The organism is Frateuria edaphi, assembly GCF_021117405.1.
In the GTDB taxonomy this organism is placed as follows: domain Bacteria; phylum Pseudomonadota; class Gammaproteobacteria; order Xanthomonadales; family Rhodanobacteraceae; genus Frateuria_A; species Frateuria_A edaphi.
Genome location: NZ_CP088251.1, coordinates 1,258,513 through 1,273,559, shown reverse-complemented (window position 1 = coordinate 1,273,559; position 15,047 = coordinate 1,258,513). Strand labels below are relative to the sequence as shown.

12 protein-coding genes are annotated in these 15,047 nt (G+C 68.2%); 5 read left to right on the top strand and 7 right to left on the bottom strand.

The genetic code is table 11. From position 1 onward, the window contains the following. The first annotated feature begins 20 nt into the window (after positions 1-20). The 4 genes from LQ772_RS05815 to LQ772_RS05800 all read left to right on the top strand — a co-directional run bounded on the left by LQ772_RS05815 (position 21) and on the right by LQ772_RS05800 (position 3,807). Positions 21-758 carry a DNA-formamidopyrimidine glycosylase family protein gene (locus LQ772_RS05815; protein ID WP_231324866.1) on the top strand — a complete coding sequence of 246 codons (738 nt, stop codon included), beginning with the start codon at positions 21-23 and terminating at the stop codon, positions 756-758. Between the two features lie 2 nt (positions 759-760). Further along, positions 761-1,726 (top strand): cation diffusion facilitator family transporter, encoded by a 966-nt coding sequence (locus tag LQ772_RS05810; RefSeq protein WP_231324864.1) that lies wholly within the window; start codon positions 761-763, stop codon positions 1,724-1,726. Positions 1,727-1,733: 7 nt separating this feature from the next. After that, positions 1,734-2,315, top strand: a complete 582-nt coding sequence (locus LQ772_RS05805) for an alpha-ketoglutarate-dependent dioxygenase AlkB (RefSeq protein WP_231324862.1) — start codon at positions 1,734-1,736, stop codon at positions 2,313-2,315. A 127-nt stretch (positions 2,316-2,442) separates the two neighbouring features. Beyond that, a complete protein-coding gene (locus LQ772_RS05800; protein ID WP_231324861.1) occupies positions 2,443-3,807 on the top strand; it encodes a hypothetical protein in 1,365 nt (454 codons plus the stop codon). Between the two features lie 67 nt (positions 3,808-3,874). On the opposite strand, the gene LQ772_RS05795 is transcribed toward LQ772_RS05800, so the two are convergent. The 4 genes from LQ772_RS05795 to LQ772_RS05780 form a co-directional block, all read right to left on the bottom strand. Continuing rightward, the gene (locus LQ772_RS05795) at positions 3,875-5,575 is read right to left on the bottom strand and encodes a M28 family metallopeptidase (protein WP_231325934.1); all 1,701 of its coding nucleotides are present in this window, start codon (positions 5,573-5,575) and stop codon (positions 3,875-3,877) included. Positions 5,576-5,660: 85 nt separating this feature from the next. Continuing rightward, on the bottom strand, positions 5,661-8,450 hold the full coding sequence (locus LQ772_RS05790) for a PAS domain-containing hybrid sensor histidine kinase/response regulator (protein ID WP_231324859.1): 2,790 nt from the start codon (positions 8,448-8,450) through the stop codon (positions 5,661-5,663). Between the two features lie 116 nt (positions 8,451-8,566). Continuing rightward, positions 8,567-10,504 carry a hybrid sensor histidine kinase/response regulator gene (locus LQ772_RS05785; RefSeq protein ID WP_231324857.1) on the bottom strand — a complete coding sequence of 646 codons (1,938 nt, stop codon included), beginning with the start codon at positions 10,502-10,504 and terminating at the stop codon, positions 8,567-8,569. An 85-nt stretch (positions 10,505-10,589) separates the two neighbouring features. Continuing rightward, a complete protein-coding gene (locus tag LQ772_RS05780) occupies positions 10,590-11,198 on the bottom strand; it encodes a class I SAM-dependent DNA methyltransferase (protein ID WP_231324855.1) in 609 nt (202 codons plus the stop codon). 104 nt (positions 11,199-11,302) lie between these two features. On the opposite strand from LQ772_RS05780, the gene LQ772_RS05775 reads away from it, so the two are divergent. After that, on the top strand, positions 11,303-11,596 hold the full coding sequence (locus LQ772_RS05775) for a hypothetical protein (RefSeq protein WP_231324854.1): 294 nt from the start codon (positions 11,303-11,305) through the stop codon (positions 11,594-11,596). Between the two features lie 90 nt (positions 11,597-11,686). On the opposite strand, the gene LQ772_RS05770 is transcribed toward LQ772_RS05775, so the two are convergent. The 3 genes from LQ772_RS05770 to LQ772_RS05760 form a co-directional block, all read right to left on the bottom strand. Continuing rightward, entirely contained in the window at positions 11,687-12,601 is a 915-nt protein-coding gene (locus tag LQ772_RS05770) for a sensor domain-containing protein (RefSeq protein ID WP_231324852.1), read from the bottom strand. After that, complete coding sequence (locus LQ772_RS05765) at positions 12,601-12,963, bottom strand: PadR family transcriptional regulator (RefSeq protein ID WP_231324850.1); 363 nt, start codon at positions 12,961-12,963, stop codon at positions 12,601-12,603. The genes LQ772_RS05770 and LQ772_RS05765 overlap by 1 nt, the downstream gene beginning before the upstream one ends. A 193-nt stretch (positions 12,964-13,156) precedes the next feature. Continuing rightward, entirely contained in the window at positions 13,157-15,028 is a 1,872-nt protein-coding gene (locus LQ772_RS05760; protein WP_231324848.1) for a PAS domain-containing protein, read from the bottom strand. Between the last annotated feature and the right edge of the window lie 19 nt (positions 15,029-15,047).

The following is a 15,047-nucleotide window of genomic DNA, read 5'->3' as shown; positions in this document are numbered from 1 at the left end:
GCAGCCACGACAGGTGATCCGTGCCCGAGGGCCCTTCGATCGTCATTCTGCGGGGAGAGTTGGCACCCTTCACCGGGTGCAGGATCCGCCGCGCCGAGGGCAACGCCAAGATCGACATGACCCGGCTCGCCGGCGAACCGGTGGTGGCCTTCCGCAGCTTCGGCAAGCAGACGCTCATCGAGCTTCCCGACGTGACCATCCGCATCCACCTGCTGATGTTCGGCAGCTACCGCATCAACGAGCGCAAGGACGCCGCCCCGAGGCTCAGCCTGCAGTTCGACGAGGGCGAGCTCAACTTCTACAGCTGCTCGGTTCGCCTGCTGGATGGCGACCTCGACGATCTTTACGACTGGCGCGCCGACGTGATGTCCGATGCCTGGGAGCCGGCGCTCGCGCGCAAGCGCCTGCGCGCCATGCCGGACACGCTCGCCTGCGATGCGCTGCTCGACCAGGACGTCTTCGCCGGCGTGGGCAACATCATCAAGAACGAGGTGCTGTTCCGCATCCGCACGCACCCGCTCTCGACCGTCGGCGCGCTGCCGCCCCGCAAGCTGCGCGAGCTGGTCGAGCAGGCGCGCCAGTACAGCTTCGAGTTCCTCGAATGGAAGCGCGCGTTCGTGTTGCGCAAGCACTGGCTGGCACACAACAAGAGCATCTGCCCGCGCGACCACGTGAAATTCCATCGCGCGTACCTTGGCAAGACCAACCGGCGCAGCTTCTTCTGCGAGCTGTGCCAGCGACGCTACGTGGAGAGCTGACGATGTCCTCCTCCTCGTCCAACTCGCGCCTGGTCGTGTACGCCGCGCTTGCCGGCAACCTGGCCATCGCCATCGCCAAATTCGTGGCGGCGGGCATTTCCGGCAGTTCGGCGATGCTCAGCGAGGGCGTGCACTCGCTGGTCGACACATCCAACGAACTGCTGCTGCTCTACGGCATGCGCCAGGCGGCCCGGCCGCCGGACGCCGTGCATCCGTTCGGCCATGGCCGCGAGCTCTACTTCTGGAGCTTCATCGTCGCGTTGCTGGTGTTCGCGCTGGGCGCGGGCGTATCGCTGTTCGAAGGCGTGAACCACCTGCGCCATCCCGAACCCATGACCGATCCGCGGATCAACTACATCGTGCTGGGCGTGTCGATGCTGTTCGAGGGGAGTTCGTGGTACCTGGCATTGCGGGAGTTTCGTGCGGCCAAGGGATCGATGGGCTACTTCGAAGCCTTCCGCAAGAGCAAGGACCCGACCACCTTCACCGTGCTGCTGGAAGATTCGGCCGCTCTTCTGGGCCTGCTGATCGCGCTCGCCGGCGTGGTGTGCGCCCGCGTGTTCGACAGGCCGGAGCTCGACGGCGCAGCCTCGATCGGCATCGCGATCGTGCTGGCGATCTCCGCGAGCCTGCTCGCGCGCGAGAGCAAGGGGCTGCTGCTTGGCGAGCCGGCGCATCCGCGGCTACGGGAATCGCTGCTGGAGATCGCCGCCAACGATCCGGGCGTAGGCCACGTCAACGGCGTGCTGACCGTGCAGATGGGCCCACACACCGTGGTCGCGGCCTTGAGCGCCGAGTTCGAGGACCGGCTCACCACGCCGCAGATCGAGCAATGCATCAACCGCATCGAGAACGCGGTCAAGAGCTGCCACGAAGAGGTGACCTCGCTGTTCGTCAAGCCGCAGACCACCGAAACCTGGCGGGCGCGCCAGCATGCCATCGCGCGGGAAAACGCGCCGAAAGGGTGAGGGCGCCATGGCCTCGTTCTCGCTGTTCGCCGCCGGCCCTCAGGTGCTCTTCGACGATGCCAGCGGTCGCGTCGCCTACACCCCCGACGTGGTGCCGGCCGAAACGGCGCAAGCGTGGTTCACGCAGCTGTTCGAGGGTATTGCCTGGCGCGGCGGTCGCCGCGTGATGTACGAGCGCGAGGTGGATGTGCCGCGCCTGCGCGCGCACTTCGACCTGGCCGATCCCGCCCTGCCCGCGCCGCTGCACGAAGTGCTCGCGGCGGTCCGCGCGGAAGTCGATGCACCTTTCACCAGCGTGGGCTTGAACCTCTACCGCGACGAGCACGACAGCGTGGCGCCGCATAACGACAAGCTGGAGGATCTGGTGCGCGGCTACCCGATCGCCCTGCTGTCGCTGGGCGCCACGCGCGAGATGGTGATCCGCGCCAAGCGCCCGCCACGGCGCGTGTTGCACCTAGACCTGGCCGCCGGCAGCCTGCTGCTGATGGACTACGCCAGCCAGTTCCATTACGACCACGGCATTCCCAAGCAGCGCGCGGCCATGGGACCGCGGATCAGTCTGGCGTTCCGCGTGCGGCCAACTTCGTAGGGTGGACTTCACTCCACCCTGTGCGTGCCGATGATGGGCTGAAGCCGACCCGACGACGTCCTGTCCAGGACGCTACACGGGGACGGCTTTTGGTACAGACTCTGGGACACGCACGGAGTCCCCGACGATGTCCTCCTGCCGCCTTGCCACCTGCGTCGCCTGTCTGCTGCTCCCGATCGGCATGGCCATCGCCATGCCCAGGCAGGACAAGCCGGCGATGACACCCGAGCGCTGGTACGCGCTGCAGATGGAAGCGGCGGACAAGGCCGACCGCATCATGCGCCAGGCCGATCGCCGCAAGTCGTTGCTGGGGCGCTACGAGACCATGCTTTCGGCCATGTTCGAGGGCGACCGCAACCCGGCCTTTCCGGTGATCTTCGGCCAGTACCTGGCCTGGTACCAGACCTATATCGGCGATTACCCGAACGCCGCCGCAAGCTTCTCGGTGCAGGAAACGCAGTTGCCCGGCGACCATGCCCTGCCGCTCGGCCCGGGTATGCGGGCGCAACCGGCGATCGATGCGATCGCCAGGCTCGCACGTGGCCGGCAGGCGGTCTTCTTCAACGAGATCCACCACGTCCCCCTGACCCGCACGCTGACCATCGAACTGCTCGCCAGGCTGCGTGAGGAAGGATTCGATACCTTCGCTGCCGAGACCCTTTATTCCAGCGACGACAAGCTGCAGGCGCGCGGCTGGCCGGTCGAGGGCACCGGCTTCTACACGAACGAACCGCTCTGCGCGGAGATGGTGCGTACCGCGCTCAGGCTCGGCTATCGCGTGGTGGCCTACGAAGCCGAGGGCGGCGACAGCGGCGATGCGCGCGAGCGCTCGCAGGCGCGCAACCTCTACGAGCGCGTGTTCAAGGCCAACCCGAAGGCGCGACTGGTGGTCGACGCCGGCTACGGGCATATCCAGGAAAGCGGCAAGTACCTCGGCGGCCAGTCGATGGCCGAACACCTGCGCACGTTGAGTGGCATCGACCCGCTGACGGTCGAGCAGACCATGCTGGTGCCGCATCCGGATGCCACACACGATCATCCCTACTACGCGGCGTTGGTGGCGCGGCTCAAACCCGTGCAGCCGATGGTGTTCCTCGATATGGAGGGCAAGCCGTGGGCGCTGCGCGACGGCTACGACGTGAGCGTGTTGTTTCCGCCCGAAACGCTGCGTCGTGGCCGCCCCACCTGGCTCGCGCTGGACGGCCTGCGCAAGCCGGTTCCGGTGGATGGCGATGAAATCTGCCGATCCGACTATCCCTGCCTGGTCGAAGCGCGCTACGCCAACGAGACGGATACGGCGATCCCGGCCGACCGGCTGGTGTTCGATCCACCGCCGCGCCAGGGGCCGACCGGCCGCCTGTTACGTCCCACCCTTGGCGCGTCGGCCAGCGACCTTTACCTGCGTCCGGGCGACTATCGGCTGGTGGCGACCGACGCACAGGGGCGCATGCTCGGGCGTCGGTCGATCAGTGTGCGAGGTGCCACACCCTAGTGCGGGCCTTCCCCGTTTACGGGGGAAGGTGCCGACAGGCGGACGGGGGCGCGATCCCCCCCGGCCCTCACTTGCGCTGGTCGGCCGTCTTCTCGCGCACCGCGCGGAATTCCGAATCCTTCGACCAAGCCGGCCAGGCGTCCGAGTCGGCGAGCTGGTAGCCGAGCTGGTAAAGCAGCCGCAGGTCGTGCGCCATGCCGGTGAACGTCCAGCTGGCCTGCCATTCGTCCGAGGGCTGGTGGTAGTGCTCGCGGTTGTAGAGCTTGCCCGCGGCCTCGCCCGCCGCCTTGCCGCCCTTGACCAGGTCGTTGCCCGATTCGAACGAGATCGCCGGGATGCCCTGCTTCGCAAAGGAGAAATGATCGGAGCGGAAGAAGCTGCCTGCCTCCGGGTGCGGATCGGGCGCGTAGCTCATGCCGTAGGTCTTCGCCAGCGCGATCAGGCGATCGAGCAGCCCGAGCTTCGCGTTGCCGGAGATGGAAAAGTTGCGCGCGGGGCCGCTCGGGTCGAGCGCGTCGGTGTTGATGTCGGCCACGGTCTTGCCGACCGGGTACAGCGGATGCGTGGCGTAGTACTCCGAACCCAGCAGGCCCTTTTCCTCGGCGGTCACCGCCAGGAACACGACCGAACGCTCGGGCCGCGGCGCACGCGCAAAGGCGCGTCCCAGCTCGATCAGCGCTGCGGTGCCTGTAGCATTGTCGACCGCGCCGTTGTAGATGCGGTCGCCCTTGGCGTCCGGCGCGCCCACGCCCAGGTGGTCCCAGTGCGCACTGTAGATCACCGTCTCGTCCGGGCGTTTGGCGCCCTCGACACGGCCGACGATGTTCTGCGAGGTGATCACCTTGGCGTCGACGTCGTAGTGCGCCGAGAAGGTCACGCCATCGAGCGTCACCGGCTTGAAGTCGCGCCTCTGCGCCTGCTTCTTGAGCGCGGCGAAATCCAGCCCCGCGGCCTTGAACATCTGCACCGCCAGGTCGTGCTGGATCCAGCCTTCCAGCGTGGGGTGCTCGGCGGCCGGCTTGTCCCTCACGATGTCGAACTGCACGTTGGTGTTGGAATTCTTCACCGTCGCCCAGCCGTAGGAGGCCGGTGCGGTCTCGTGCACCACCAGCATCCCCAGCGCGCCCTGGCGCGCGGCTTCCTCGTACTTGTAGGTCCAGCGGCCGTAGTAGGTCATCGCCTTGCCGCCGAAGTCGCCGCGGCCGGTCTCGAAGTCCGGATCGTTGACCAGCACCACGCCGATCTTGCCCTTGAGGTCCACGCCCTTGAAGTCGTCCCAGTGGCGCTCGGGTGCCTTGACGCCGTAGCCGACGAACACCAGCGGCGCGTTCTCGATGTCGACCTTGCGGCTGCCGTCCATCGCCGCGCGCACGGCGATCTGCTCGCCCTGGGTCAGGGCCATGGCCTTGCCGTCCTCGCTCAGCGAGAACGTGGGCGTACCGACGATCTCGAAGCGGCCCAGCGGCACCGGCTGGGTCCAGGTGCGCTTGCCGTCGACGATGGCGCCGCCCGGCGAAAGACCGGCGTCCTTGAACCGCGCGACCACGTAGTCGACCGTCTTCGTTTCGCCCGCCGTGGCCGGGCCGCGCCCTTCGAAGGCGTCGGAGGAGAGCGTTCTGACCTCCTGCGACAGGCGGTGCGGGTCGAACGTCGGCAGGTCGGTGGACCATGCGGGGCTGGCGAGCGCGGGCGCGAGCAAGGCCGCGGCGATGGCGTAGGCGAGCGATCGGTTCACAGGAGCACCTTTGCGAGGGGACACCCCTTGCATGGTAGGCATGCGAGCTGCGGATTCCTACCGTCCCGAAGCTTGCCCATGCGGAAGCTCTCGAGCCCCGGCAAGGGGACGGCGCAGGTCAGGCGCCCACTACCGCCAGCACCTTGCGTTCCAGCTCGTCGTCGCGGAACGGTTTCTGCACCACCCGCTCCTCGCCGACGCCCGCCAATGCGGTCTGGTCGGCATAGCCGGTAACGAACAGCACGGGCAGTTCGGGCCGGCGTGCGCGGGCCTGCTGGGCAACCTCCACGCCGTTCATGCCGGGCATGGCGAAGTCCGCCACCAGCAGGTCCACCTGCGCCGAACGGTCCAGCAGATCCAGCGCCGCGCCGCCAGACCCGGCCTCCAGCACCTCGAAGCCGAGCTGGCGCAGCCGCGCGGCGGTGACATCGCGGACCGCGCTGTCGTCATCGACCAGCAGCGCGAACCGGCGCTGTGGCAGCGGCTCGGCGTGGGTGTGGTTGTCGGCCATCGCCGGCTCCGCGGCCACGCCTGCCTGCGCGCGCGGCAGGTAGACGCGCACGGTGGTTCCGGCGTCCGGCCGGCTCTCGATGCGCACGCCGCCGCCGGACTGCTGCGCAAACCCGAGCACCTGTGCCAGGCCCAGCCCGGACCCCTTGCCCACGCCCTTGGTGGTGAAGAACGGCTCGAACGCGTGCGCGCGCACTTCCTCGCTCATGCCGGTGCCGGTATCGGTGACCGAAATGACCACGTAGTCGCCCGGCGTCGGCTCGCCGGGTACTCGGGGCTCGTCGGTGAGCGAGGCATTGGCCGTCTCGATGGCAAGGCTGCCGCCCACCGGCATGGCGTCGCGTGCGTTGATCGCGAGGTTGAGGATCACCAGTTCGATCTGGGTCGGATCGACCAACGCGCTCCACAAACCCGGTTGCAGGTGTGCCGCCACCGCAACGCTGCCGCCCATGGTGCTGCGGAGCAGCTCGCTCATGCCCTGGACGGTGCCGTTCAGGTCGACCACCTTGGGCTCCAGCCGCTGCCGGCGCGAGAACGCGAGCAGCTGCGAGGTCAGCGTGGCGCCTCGCAGCGCGGCCTGGCGCATCAGGTCCAGCCGCCGGCGCACCTTGGGGTCGTCCACCGTCATTTCGATCAGGTCGAGGTTGCCCAGCACGATGGTGAGCAGGTTGTTGAAGTCGTGCGCCACGCCGGAGGTGAGCTGGCCGACCGCCTCCAGCCGCTGCATCTGGCGCAACGTCGCCTCGACCCGCTCGCGGCCTTCGATCTGGTTGCGCAACTGGCGGTTGGCCGCCTCCAGTTCGTGCGCGGCGAGCTTCTCCTGGGTGACATCGCGCCCGACCGCGTAGATGCGGTCATGCTCGGCCACTGCAGTCCAGGCGATCCAGCGCCAGCCGCCGTGCTCGCACCGCATGCGGTTCTCGAACGGCGGAGCCACGTGCCCGCGGCGCAGGCATGCCAGCACGGCATCGGCGGTGGCCCGGTCCTCCGGATGGATGAAATCCAGGAAAGGCCGCGCGAGCAGGGTCTCGCTGTCGTAGCCCAGGATGCGGGTCCAGGAGGGATTGATGACCTTGAAGTAGCCGTCGAACCCGGCCACCGCGAACAGGTCGCGGCTGAGCTCGAACACCCGCTCGCGCTCGCGCCCGATCCGCAGCGCCGCCTCCTGCAGCGCACGGTTGCGATCCTCCAGCGCGGTCCGCTCGCGGTGCGCGCCGGTGACGTCCTGGTTGACGCCGATCATCCGGCGCCCGCCATCGGAACCGATGACGGGCGTGCCCTTGGAGAGGATCCAGCGCGTCTCGCCGTGGGTGCGGATGCGGAATTCGATGTCCAGCGGCTGGCCGCTTTCGGTGCTGCGGCGGACCGCCTCGTCGACGGCCACGCGGTCTTCCTCGTACACGGTGGCAAGCCAGGCCTCTTCGGGCGTGATCCCCGCGTCCGGGTCAAGCCCGAACAGCACGTACATCTCGCGCGACCAGCTGGCGTCGCCCGACGGCAGCTCCCAGTCCCATACGCCGATCTTGCCCACCCGCTGGGCGAGCTTCAGCCGCGCTTCGCTGGCGCGCAGCGCATCCTCGGCGCGGCGGCGGTCGGTGACGTCCATCAGCACGCCCATCGCCTTCGCCGGCTGGCCGTCCTGCGCGTGGATCTCGGCACGCAGCAGCAGCGCGCGCCCTTCGCCACCGGGGCAGACATAGCGAAACTCTGTCTCGATGAAGCGCTCGCCATGGGCCAGCGCATCGACCATGCACGCCTGCAGACGCTCGCGTTCGCCAGCGGGGTAGCCGGCGCGAATCTGCTCCATCGTGGGCGTGGCGTCCTCGGGAAAGCCGAGCAGGCGGTTGAGTTCGGGCGAGCCGACGAGCGTCTCGTTGCGCAGGTCCGCTTCCCACACCGCCATGCGCCCGGCTTCGATGGCCAGGTGCAGCCGCGCCTGGCTGGTTTCCAGCGCCGCACGCAGCTGGCGCCACTCGCTGACGTCCTGCAACGTGCCGATGTAGCGCACCGCGCGGACCTCGCCATCGACGGGCGCGAACAACGCCTGGCCATGCGCGATCACCCAGCGTACTTCGCCGTCATCGTGCACCACGCGGTATTCGAAGGGCACGCGCTCGCGGATCTGTGGATCGAGCGCGCGCAGCAACATGCCATGCGTGCGCGGCAGGTCGTCCGGATGGGTGCGTGCCTGCAGCTGTTCCAGGCGCAACGGTTCGTCGCCCGGCGGCAAGCCGCAGATCTCGCGGGCGCGGGGGGAATAGACGAACGTGTTATCGAGCAGGTTCCAGTCCCAGATGCCCAGCTTGGCCGCGCGCGTCGCCAGCTCCAGGCGCTCCTCGCTGCCAAACGGCATTCCGGCGCACGCCTGCGTGGAGAACGGATCCGCGCGGTGCTGCATGGCAAACCACCTCGTTCCTGCGACCAGCCAGGGCACTTTAGCGCAGGCGGGACATGGGGACGTGAGGTTCCCGGAAGGATGCGGCGCGAAGCCCGCCGATCACGCCCGCAAAATGCTCAGCCAGCCCTCGCCACGCCGAGCTGGCCGGCGGCATCGGCGATGGCCCGATGCAGTTCGCGCCTGGTGAAGGGTTTGCCCAGCCGCACCAGTTCCATGGCGGGCGCCCCGGGAAGCTCGGCATAGCCGGAAGCAAGCACGATCGGCAGGCCCGGATCGCGATCGCGCAGGAGCTTGGCCAGCCGGATGCCGGTGATGCCGGGCATCGCTTGGTCCGTGATGACTACGTCGACCTCGCCCTTGGCATCGACGTACGCCAGTGCCTCCTCGGCCGAACGCACGGCATGGACGGCGTGACCGAGATCCTCGGCCATCGCCATCGTGCTCAGCAGCACGAGCTCGTCGTCGTCCACGACCAGCAGGCTCAGCGGCTCGCCCGCATGCATCGGGGCATCGATGTCCTCGCTCGCCTCGGCGACCGCGGTCGCGTCGGACGTCGCGGCGGCGACCGGCAACCAGATTTCCACTGTGGTGCCCCTGCCCGGCTGACTCTGCAGCAGCAGGCGCCCGCCCGATTGCTCGGCCAGGCCATAAGCCATCGACAAGCCCAGGCCGGTGCCCTTGCCCACGCCCTTGGTGGTGAAGAACGGCTCCGTGGCGCGCCGGACGGTATCCGGGTCCATGCCGTGGCCCTCGTCGGCCACCCACAGGCAGACGTATTCGCCGTGAGGCAGCGCGGTCGAGTGGCCCTCGCCGGCCCACTCGCTGCGCGCCCCGATCTCCAGCCGGCCGCCTTGCGGCATGGCATCGCGGCCGTTGACGGCCAGGTTGAGCAGCGCCAGTTCCAGCTGGTTGGGGTCGATCAATATCCGCGGGAGCTGCAGCGGGAAACTGGTGCCGATGCGGATTTCCGGCCCCAGCGAGCGTCGGATCAGGTCCGCCATGCCATGCACCAGCAGCGGCACGTCGACCGGCCGCGGATGCAGTTCCTGGCGCCGCGCGAAGGCGAGCATGCGCTGGGTCAATGCCGCGCCACGCTGCGCGCCGGCCATCGCGTTGTCCAGCAGCTGCTGCGGGCGCGCGGCCGGCGGCAACCATTTGCGCAATAACTCCAGGTTGCCCATCACCGCCATCAACAGGTTGTTGAAGTCGTGCGCCACGCCACCGGTGAGCTGGCCGATGGATTCGGATTTCTGCGACTGGAACAGCGCCTCGCGCGCGACCGCCAGTTCCTCTTCGGCCCGCTTCTTCTCGGTCACGTCGCGGGTGATCTTGGCAAAGCCCACGACCCGGCCCGTGTCGTCGGTCAGGCGGTCGATCACCACATGCGCGAAGAACAGCGAGCCATCCTTGCGCCGGCGCCAACCCTCGCCCTCGTACACGCCCTGCGTGCGCGCGACGGCGAGGTTGCGGGCGGGCTTTCCGGCCTTGGCGTCCTCGTCCGCGTAGAAATGGCTGAAGTGCTTGCCCAGCACCTCGTCGGCGCGATAACCCTTGATGCGCTGGGCGCCGGCATTCCAGCTGGCCACATGGCCGTCCGGGTCGAGCAGGTAGATGGCGTAGTCGCGCACGCCCTGCACGAGCAGGCTGAACTGCTGCTCGTTGCTGCCAAGCATGTCGTCGGACTGGTGCGGCCAGGGAATGTCGCGGACCAGGTAGGCGTAGCCCTCCAGCTTGCCCGCCCTGTCACGCACGGCCTCCAGGATGGTTCGCGCCCACACCCGCTGGCCGTGCTTGCCCTGGTGCCAACCGGTTTCCTCGTCGCGTCCGTCATCCCTTGCCGCCTTGAGGGCCTGCTCCGGCAAGCCCGCCGCGCAGCTCTCCGGGGTTTGCAGCGACTCGAAAGGCTGGCCGACGATGTCGGCGACGGCGTAGCCGAAAATGCGTTCGGCACCTGCGTTCCAGCTGGCGATCCGACCCTGCGGATCGAGGAAAACCATGGCAAGCGTGTCCAGCGCCTGCACCATCCGGCTGTAGTTTTCCTCACCTGTCGACATGACTGACCTCTCGAACCAAAACAACCTGCACCCGCGGCGGCAGACGGCGGATTATGCGACCCGCCTCCATCCGCGCCGTGAATGCCTAGCCTGCGACCCTTGCACGCTCGAGCGCCGCCACGTGACGCTCCAGCCGCGGCCCCAGGTAGCAATGCGAGCCACACGGCATCAGGCCCGTCTGCGCGAACTCGCGAAGGTACCAAGCGGGCGGCCGCGACAGGAACCCTTCGCGGTCACCGACGACGTCGTCGCGGCTAGTGAAAACCTCCAGGAACGCCACGCCCTCGAGCATCTCGCCGATGCCGGCCAGGCCGGCGCGGATCTCGCCGGGCCTGAGATAATGCAGCACGTCGGTGCACACGATCAGGTCGAAGCGGCTGTCGAAGCGCAGGTGCTCGAGTTGGCCGAAACTTGCCAGCCCGACGTTGCGGCTGCGCCCGTAGCGGGCCACCACGTAGGCGCTCGCGTCCAGTCCGCGGTATTCCACGCCCGGCCGCAGTGCGCGCAGCGGCGCGCGCCACGGTGCCTCACCGCAGCCGACATCGAGCACGTTGCGCAGCGGGCGACCCAGGTAGTACTCCGCCTGTGCGACCGCCAGCGCCACCTTTCGCCTGAGTTCGGCGATCGAGGCGACGGCGTGGCGCGGGTCGCGGTACCACTTGTCGAAATAGGCGCGATCGTAGGTCTTGGGCATGGGCTGGGCGGTCGCGAAAAAAGCCCATGGTACGGCCTGGCAATCACCCGACGCATACATGGGGCACTCCAGCATTTTTGCAACCGCCCCATCTGGAGCCAGTCATGTCCATGATCCGCCTGCGCCTCATCGGCAACCGTGACGCCGCCGATTCGATCATCACCGTGCTGCACGGCATCGACGGCATCGAACACGTCGAGGAGATCGAGGACTTCATGCTGGGCGTGCGCGACGATTCCAGCTCGGCCAACCTCGTCGACGACAGCGAGGGCAAAGTCTTCATGGTCGAGGTCGACGCACCGGACGACATGCGCGCCGATGCGGTGCGGGTGGTCGCCGAAGCCGAAGCCCGCCGACTGGACGCGGGCCTGGAAATCGTCGACGGCGACGATTTCTGACCTTCATCAGGCTCGCGGGGCGCCTTCAGCCCGCCAGACGCCTTGCCGCGAGCCCCGCTGGTGGGCCGAAGCCCACCCTGCTACCAACGCTCAGCCGCGCACCAGCAGGTGCCGCGCGACCTGCCCATGCATTCGGCCCAGGCCACGCGCCAGGTGCAGCGTGGCGAACAACAGCAGCACGCCCAGCACGCACAGCGCGATCGCGTCGCCCCAACCCGGCACGTGCTGGCCGAAGCCCCAGTTGATGACCGGCTGGTCGTTGACGTACACGTCCGAGATCCAGCTCGGCGCGAACGCCCAGGCGATCGGCGCGCCGATGAAGCCCACCGCCACCGAGATCAGCGTCACCGCAATGGTGAAGTAGACGATACCCAGCGGCAGCATCAACAGCATGTACAGCAATGTGGTCCAGGTGCGCGCGTCGGTGAACATGGCGCCGATGCGCTTCATCAGGGTCAGCTCGCGCGTCGGATAGGGCGGACGCCGTGGCATGCGCGCACCCAGCATGGCCTCCACGATCCGGCCCTCCACCAGCGAGAGCACCCGCACCGAGCCGAAGAACAGCACGATGAACGGCAAGCCGACGATCAGCACCGACAGCCCCGCCGACAGCGACACGCCGGTGACCGCCCAGGTGAAATAGAAGATGCCCGTGGCCAGCGCCAGCACCATGTAGAACAGCGCGCCATAAGTGCGAGGGTCGGCCGCCACGCCGAAGAAGCGCCCCGCCAGCGAGCGGCGCCTGGGCTGCAGCGGCGGTCGCAACGCGCGCTGGATTTTGATTTCCTGGTCACGGTAGAGCTCGGCCACCTCTTCCGGTGCGCCGTAGCTCCCGACCACATGGGCCAGCATGTCCGCCTCGCTGCGGCCCGGCTGTTCGGCCAGCTCGGCGCGCAGGTGTTCCTCGGCGTCGTAGAGCGCATCCTGCACCAGTGCCGGGTCGGCGCCGCGCAGCGCGGCGCGCAGTTGGTCGAGATATTCGTTGATCGTGCGCGGTGCGTTCATCACACCTCTCCTTGAAGGACCTTGTCGACGGAATCACGCGTGGCGTTCCAGGCCGCGACCCATTCGCGCAGCACGTCCCGCCCCGGCTTGGTAACGCGGTAATAGCGGCGCGGCGGACCGCTCACCGAAGGCTCCACTTCGCTGGCCAGCAACCCGGCCGCCTCCAGGTTGCGCAGCACCGGGTAGAGCGCGCTCTGCTTGCCCGCCAGCACGCCCTCGCCCAGCTCTTCCAGCCGCTTGGCGATCTGATAGCCGTAAAGCGGCTGCCTCGATTGCCCCAGCACCGCCAGCAACACCAGCGAAACGGTGCCGGCGGAGAGCTCCTTCTGGAATTTCTTCAGATGGCCGACCCGATCGTCCACACGCTTGCCTGCACTGCCACTTGGGTTGCTGTGAAGGTTAGTGCGAAGTTCACACTAGTGCATGGGCCTGAAGTCATGCCGCGTTCGCGGGACAGGCGCTCATCGGGCCGGAGACGGCATGGCAGGACATCGCCCCGCGAGCTTCGCGCCCCCCTCTTTTTTGGTTCGATGCTGTTGCCCTGGATAGTGCGGTCTACGCTTGATCGCCCGCGAGCCGGTCGATCGGCACGGACACGCGTATCTCGAGTCCCTCGGGATGCCAGATGCGGGTCAGCTCTCCGGCCAACTGCTCGCGCAGCGTCAGGTCAACTAGCCGGCTGCCGAAGCCGGTCCGCTCCGGTTCCTGCACGGGAGGCCCGCCCTGCTCGCGCCAGTTCAGCGCGAAGCGGTCAACGGAGCGCTCGCCCCAGATTCGCACCTTGCCGTCAGGCACGGCAAACGCCCCGTATTTGGCCGCGTTGGTAGCCAATTCGTGGATTGCCAGGGACAGCGGCGTGAGCGCGCGCGGATCGAGTGCCAGGTCATCCCCAGTCACCTCGATGCGGTCGTATCCCTCCAGCGCATAGGGCCTGAGCAGGCGCCGGGTGAGGCCCAGCACCGTAGCCTCCTTCTCCACCGGCCCGGCGTCGGCTCCCTGCGGGCGGGCATAGTCGTGGGCCTCGTCCAGGGCGAGAAGGCGGGCGAGCAGTTCGTCGGCGAAGGCGCGGCTTCCGGGGAACCGCCGGACCGTCAGCGCGACCAGGCCGGAAACCACCGCGAATATGTTCTTGATGCGGTGGCTCAGCTCCTTGCCGGCCAGCTCCAGCTGCTCGGCGGAAGCCTTCTGTTCGTGGATGTCGGTGCAGGTGCCCATCCAGTGCAGGATCTGCCCGCTGTCATTGCGTACCGGATGCGCGCGGCCGAGTACCCAGCGGTAGACCCCCGTGTGGTGGCGCAGGCGGTATTCGATCTCGTAGGGCTCGCCGGTGGCCAGGCTGTGCCGCCAGCGTTCGAAGGTTCGCTCGCGGTCGTCCGGATGGAACAGGTAGGCCCATCCGTCGCCTTCGGTGGTTCCCGGCGTGGCGCCGGTGAATTCATACCAGCGGCGATTGAAGAACTCGTGGTAGCCATCGGGTCGGGCGGTCCAGATGATCTGGTCGACCGAGTCGACGATGGTGGCGAGCGAGGTGCGGCTGTTCTCCAACGCCTGCTCCATGCGCTTGCGCTCGGTGATGTCCAGGAACAGCACGGCGAAGCACTGCCCTCCGAGCGGATGGGCACGGGCCTCGAACGTGCGCAGCTGCAGCGCGGGCACCTCGACTTCGAACGCCGCCGGAACGCCCTCGTCGACTACCTTGCCGTAGAGCTGGATGACGCTGAACGGGAATCCCGGCACCACCTCGCTGACCGGCCGGCCCACGACCGCCTGTGCCGCACGGCCGGTCTGTGCGGTGAACGCCTCGTTGACTTCCAGGAAAACGAAATCGATGACCTGGCCCGCCCCGTCGCGCACCACCTCGGCAATGAAGAAGCCCTCGCGGATGCGCGCGAACAGGTCGCGGTAGGGCCGGTCCTGCAGCGCCGCCGCGGTCGCGCCGCCGGCCCGATGCAGTCCGCCCCCGTCGACCGGATCGCGTACCTGCATCGCGCCGGTGGTCTCGTGGACGAACTGGAAGGCGCCGACCTGCTGCCCGCGCGCGTCGCGCAGCGGGAAGAAGCTCATCTCGTAGCTGCGCCGGCCGCGCCGGGCGTCGCCGTATTCGCCGGTCTGGCGGAACGACTCGCCGGCAAGCGCGCGGCTCCACACGGCCCTGACTTCGCCCTGCTCGCGCGGCCTGTCACCAAGCAGGTCGAGCATGGAGTCGCCACGCCGGGGCCGCACCCCGAAAATGCGCTCGAACTCGTCGGCGCTGGTCCGGTTGATCGCCAGGAAACGGTAATCGCGGTCGGCGACCTGGATCATCGCCGGGCTGGCATCGATGACCTGCTGGAGGATGTCCAGGCCCGGAACGCCCGCCGCCGGGCCGTCGCTGGCGGAAGTGGACGAATGGCTCGTTGCGCTCGACTGAGCCTGCGATTGGATCATCGGACCATCACGCCTTCGG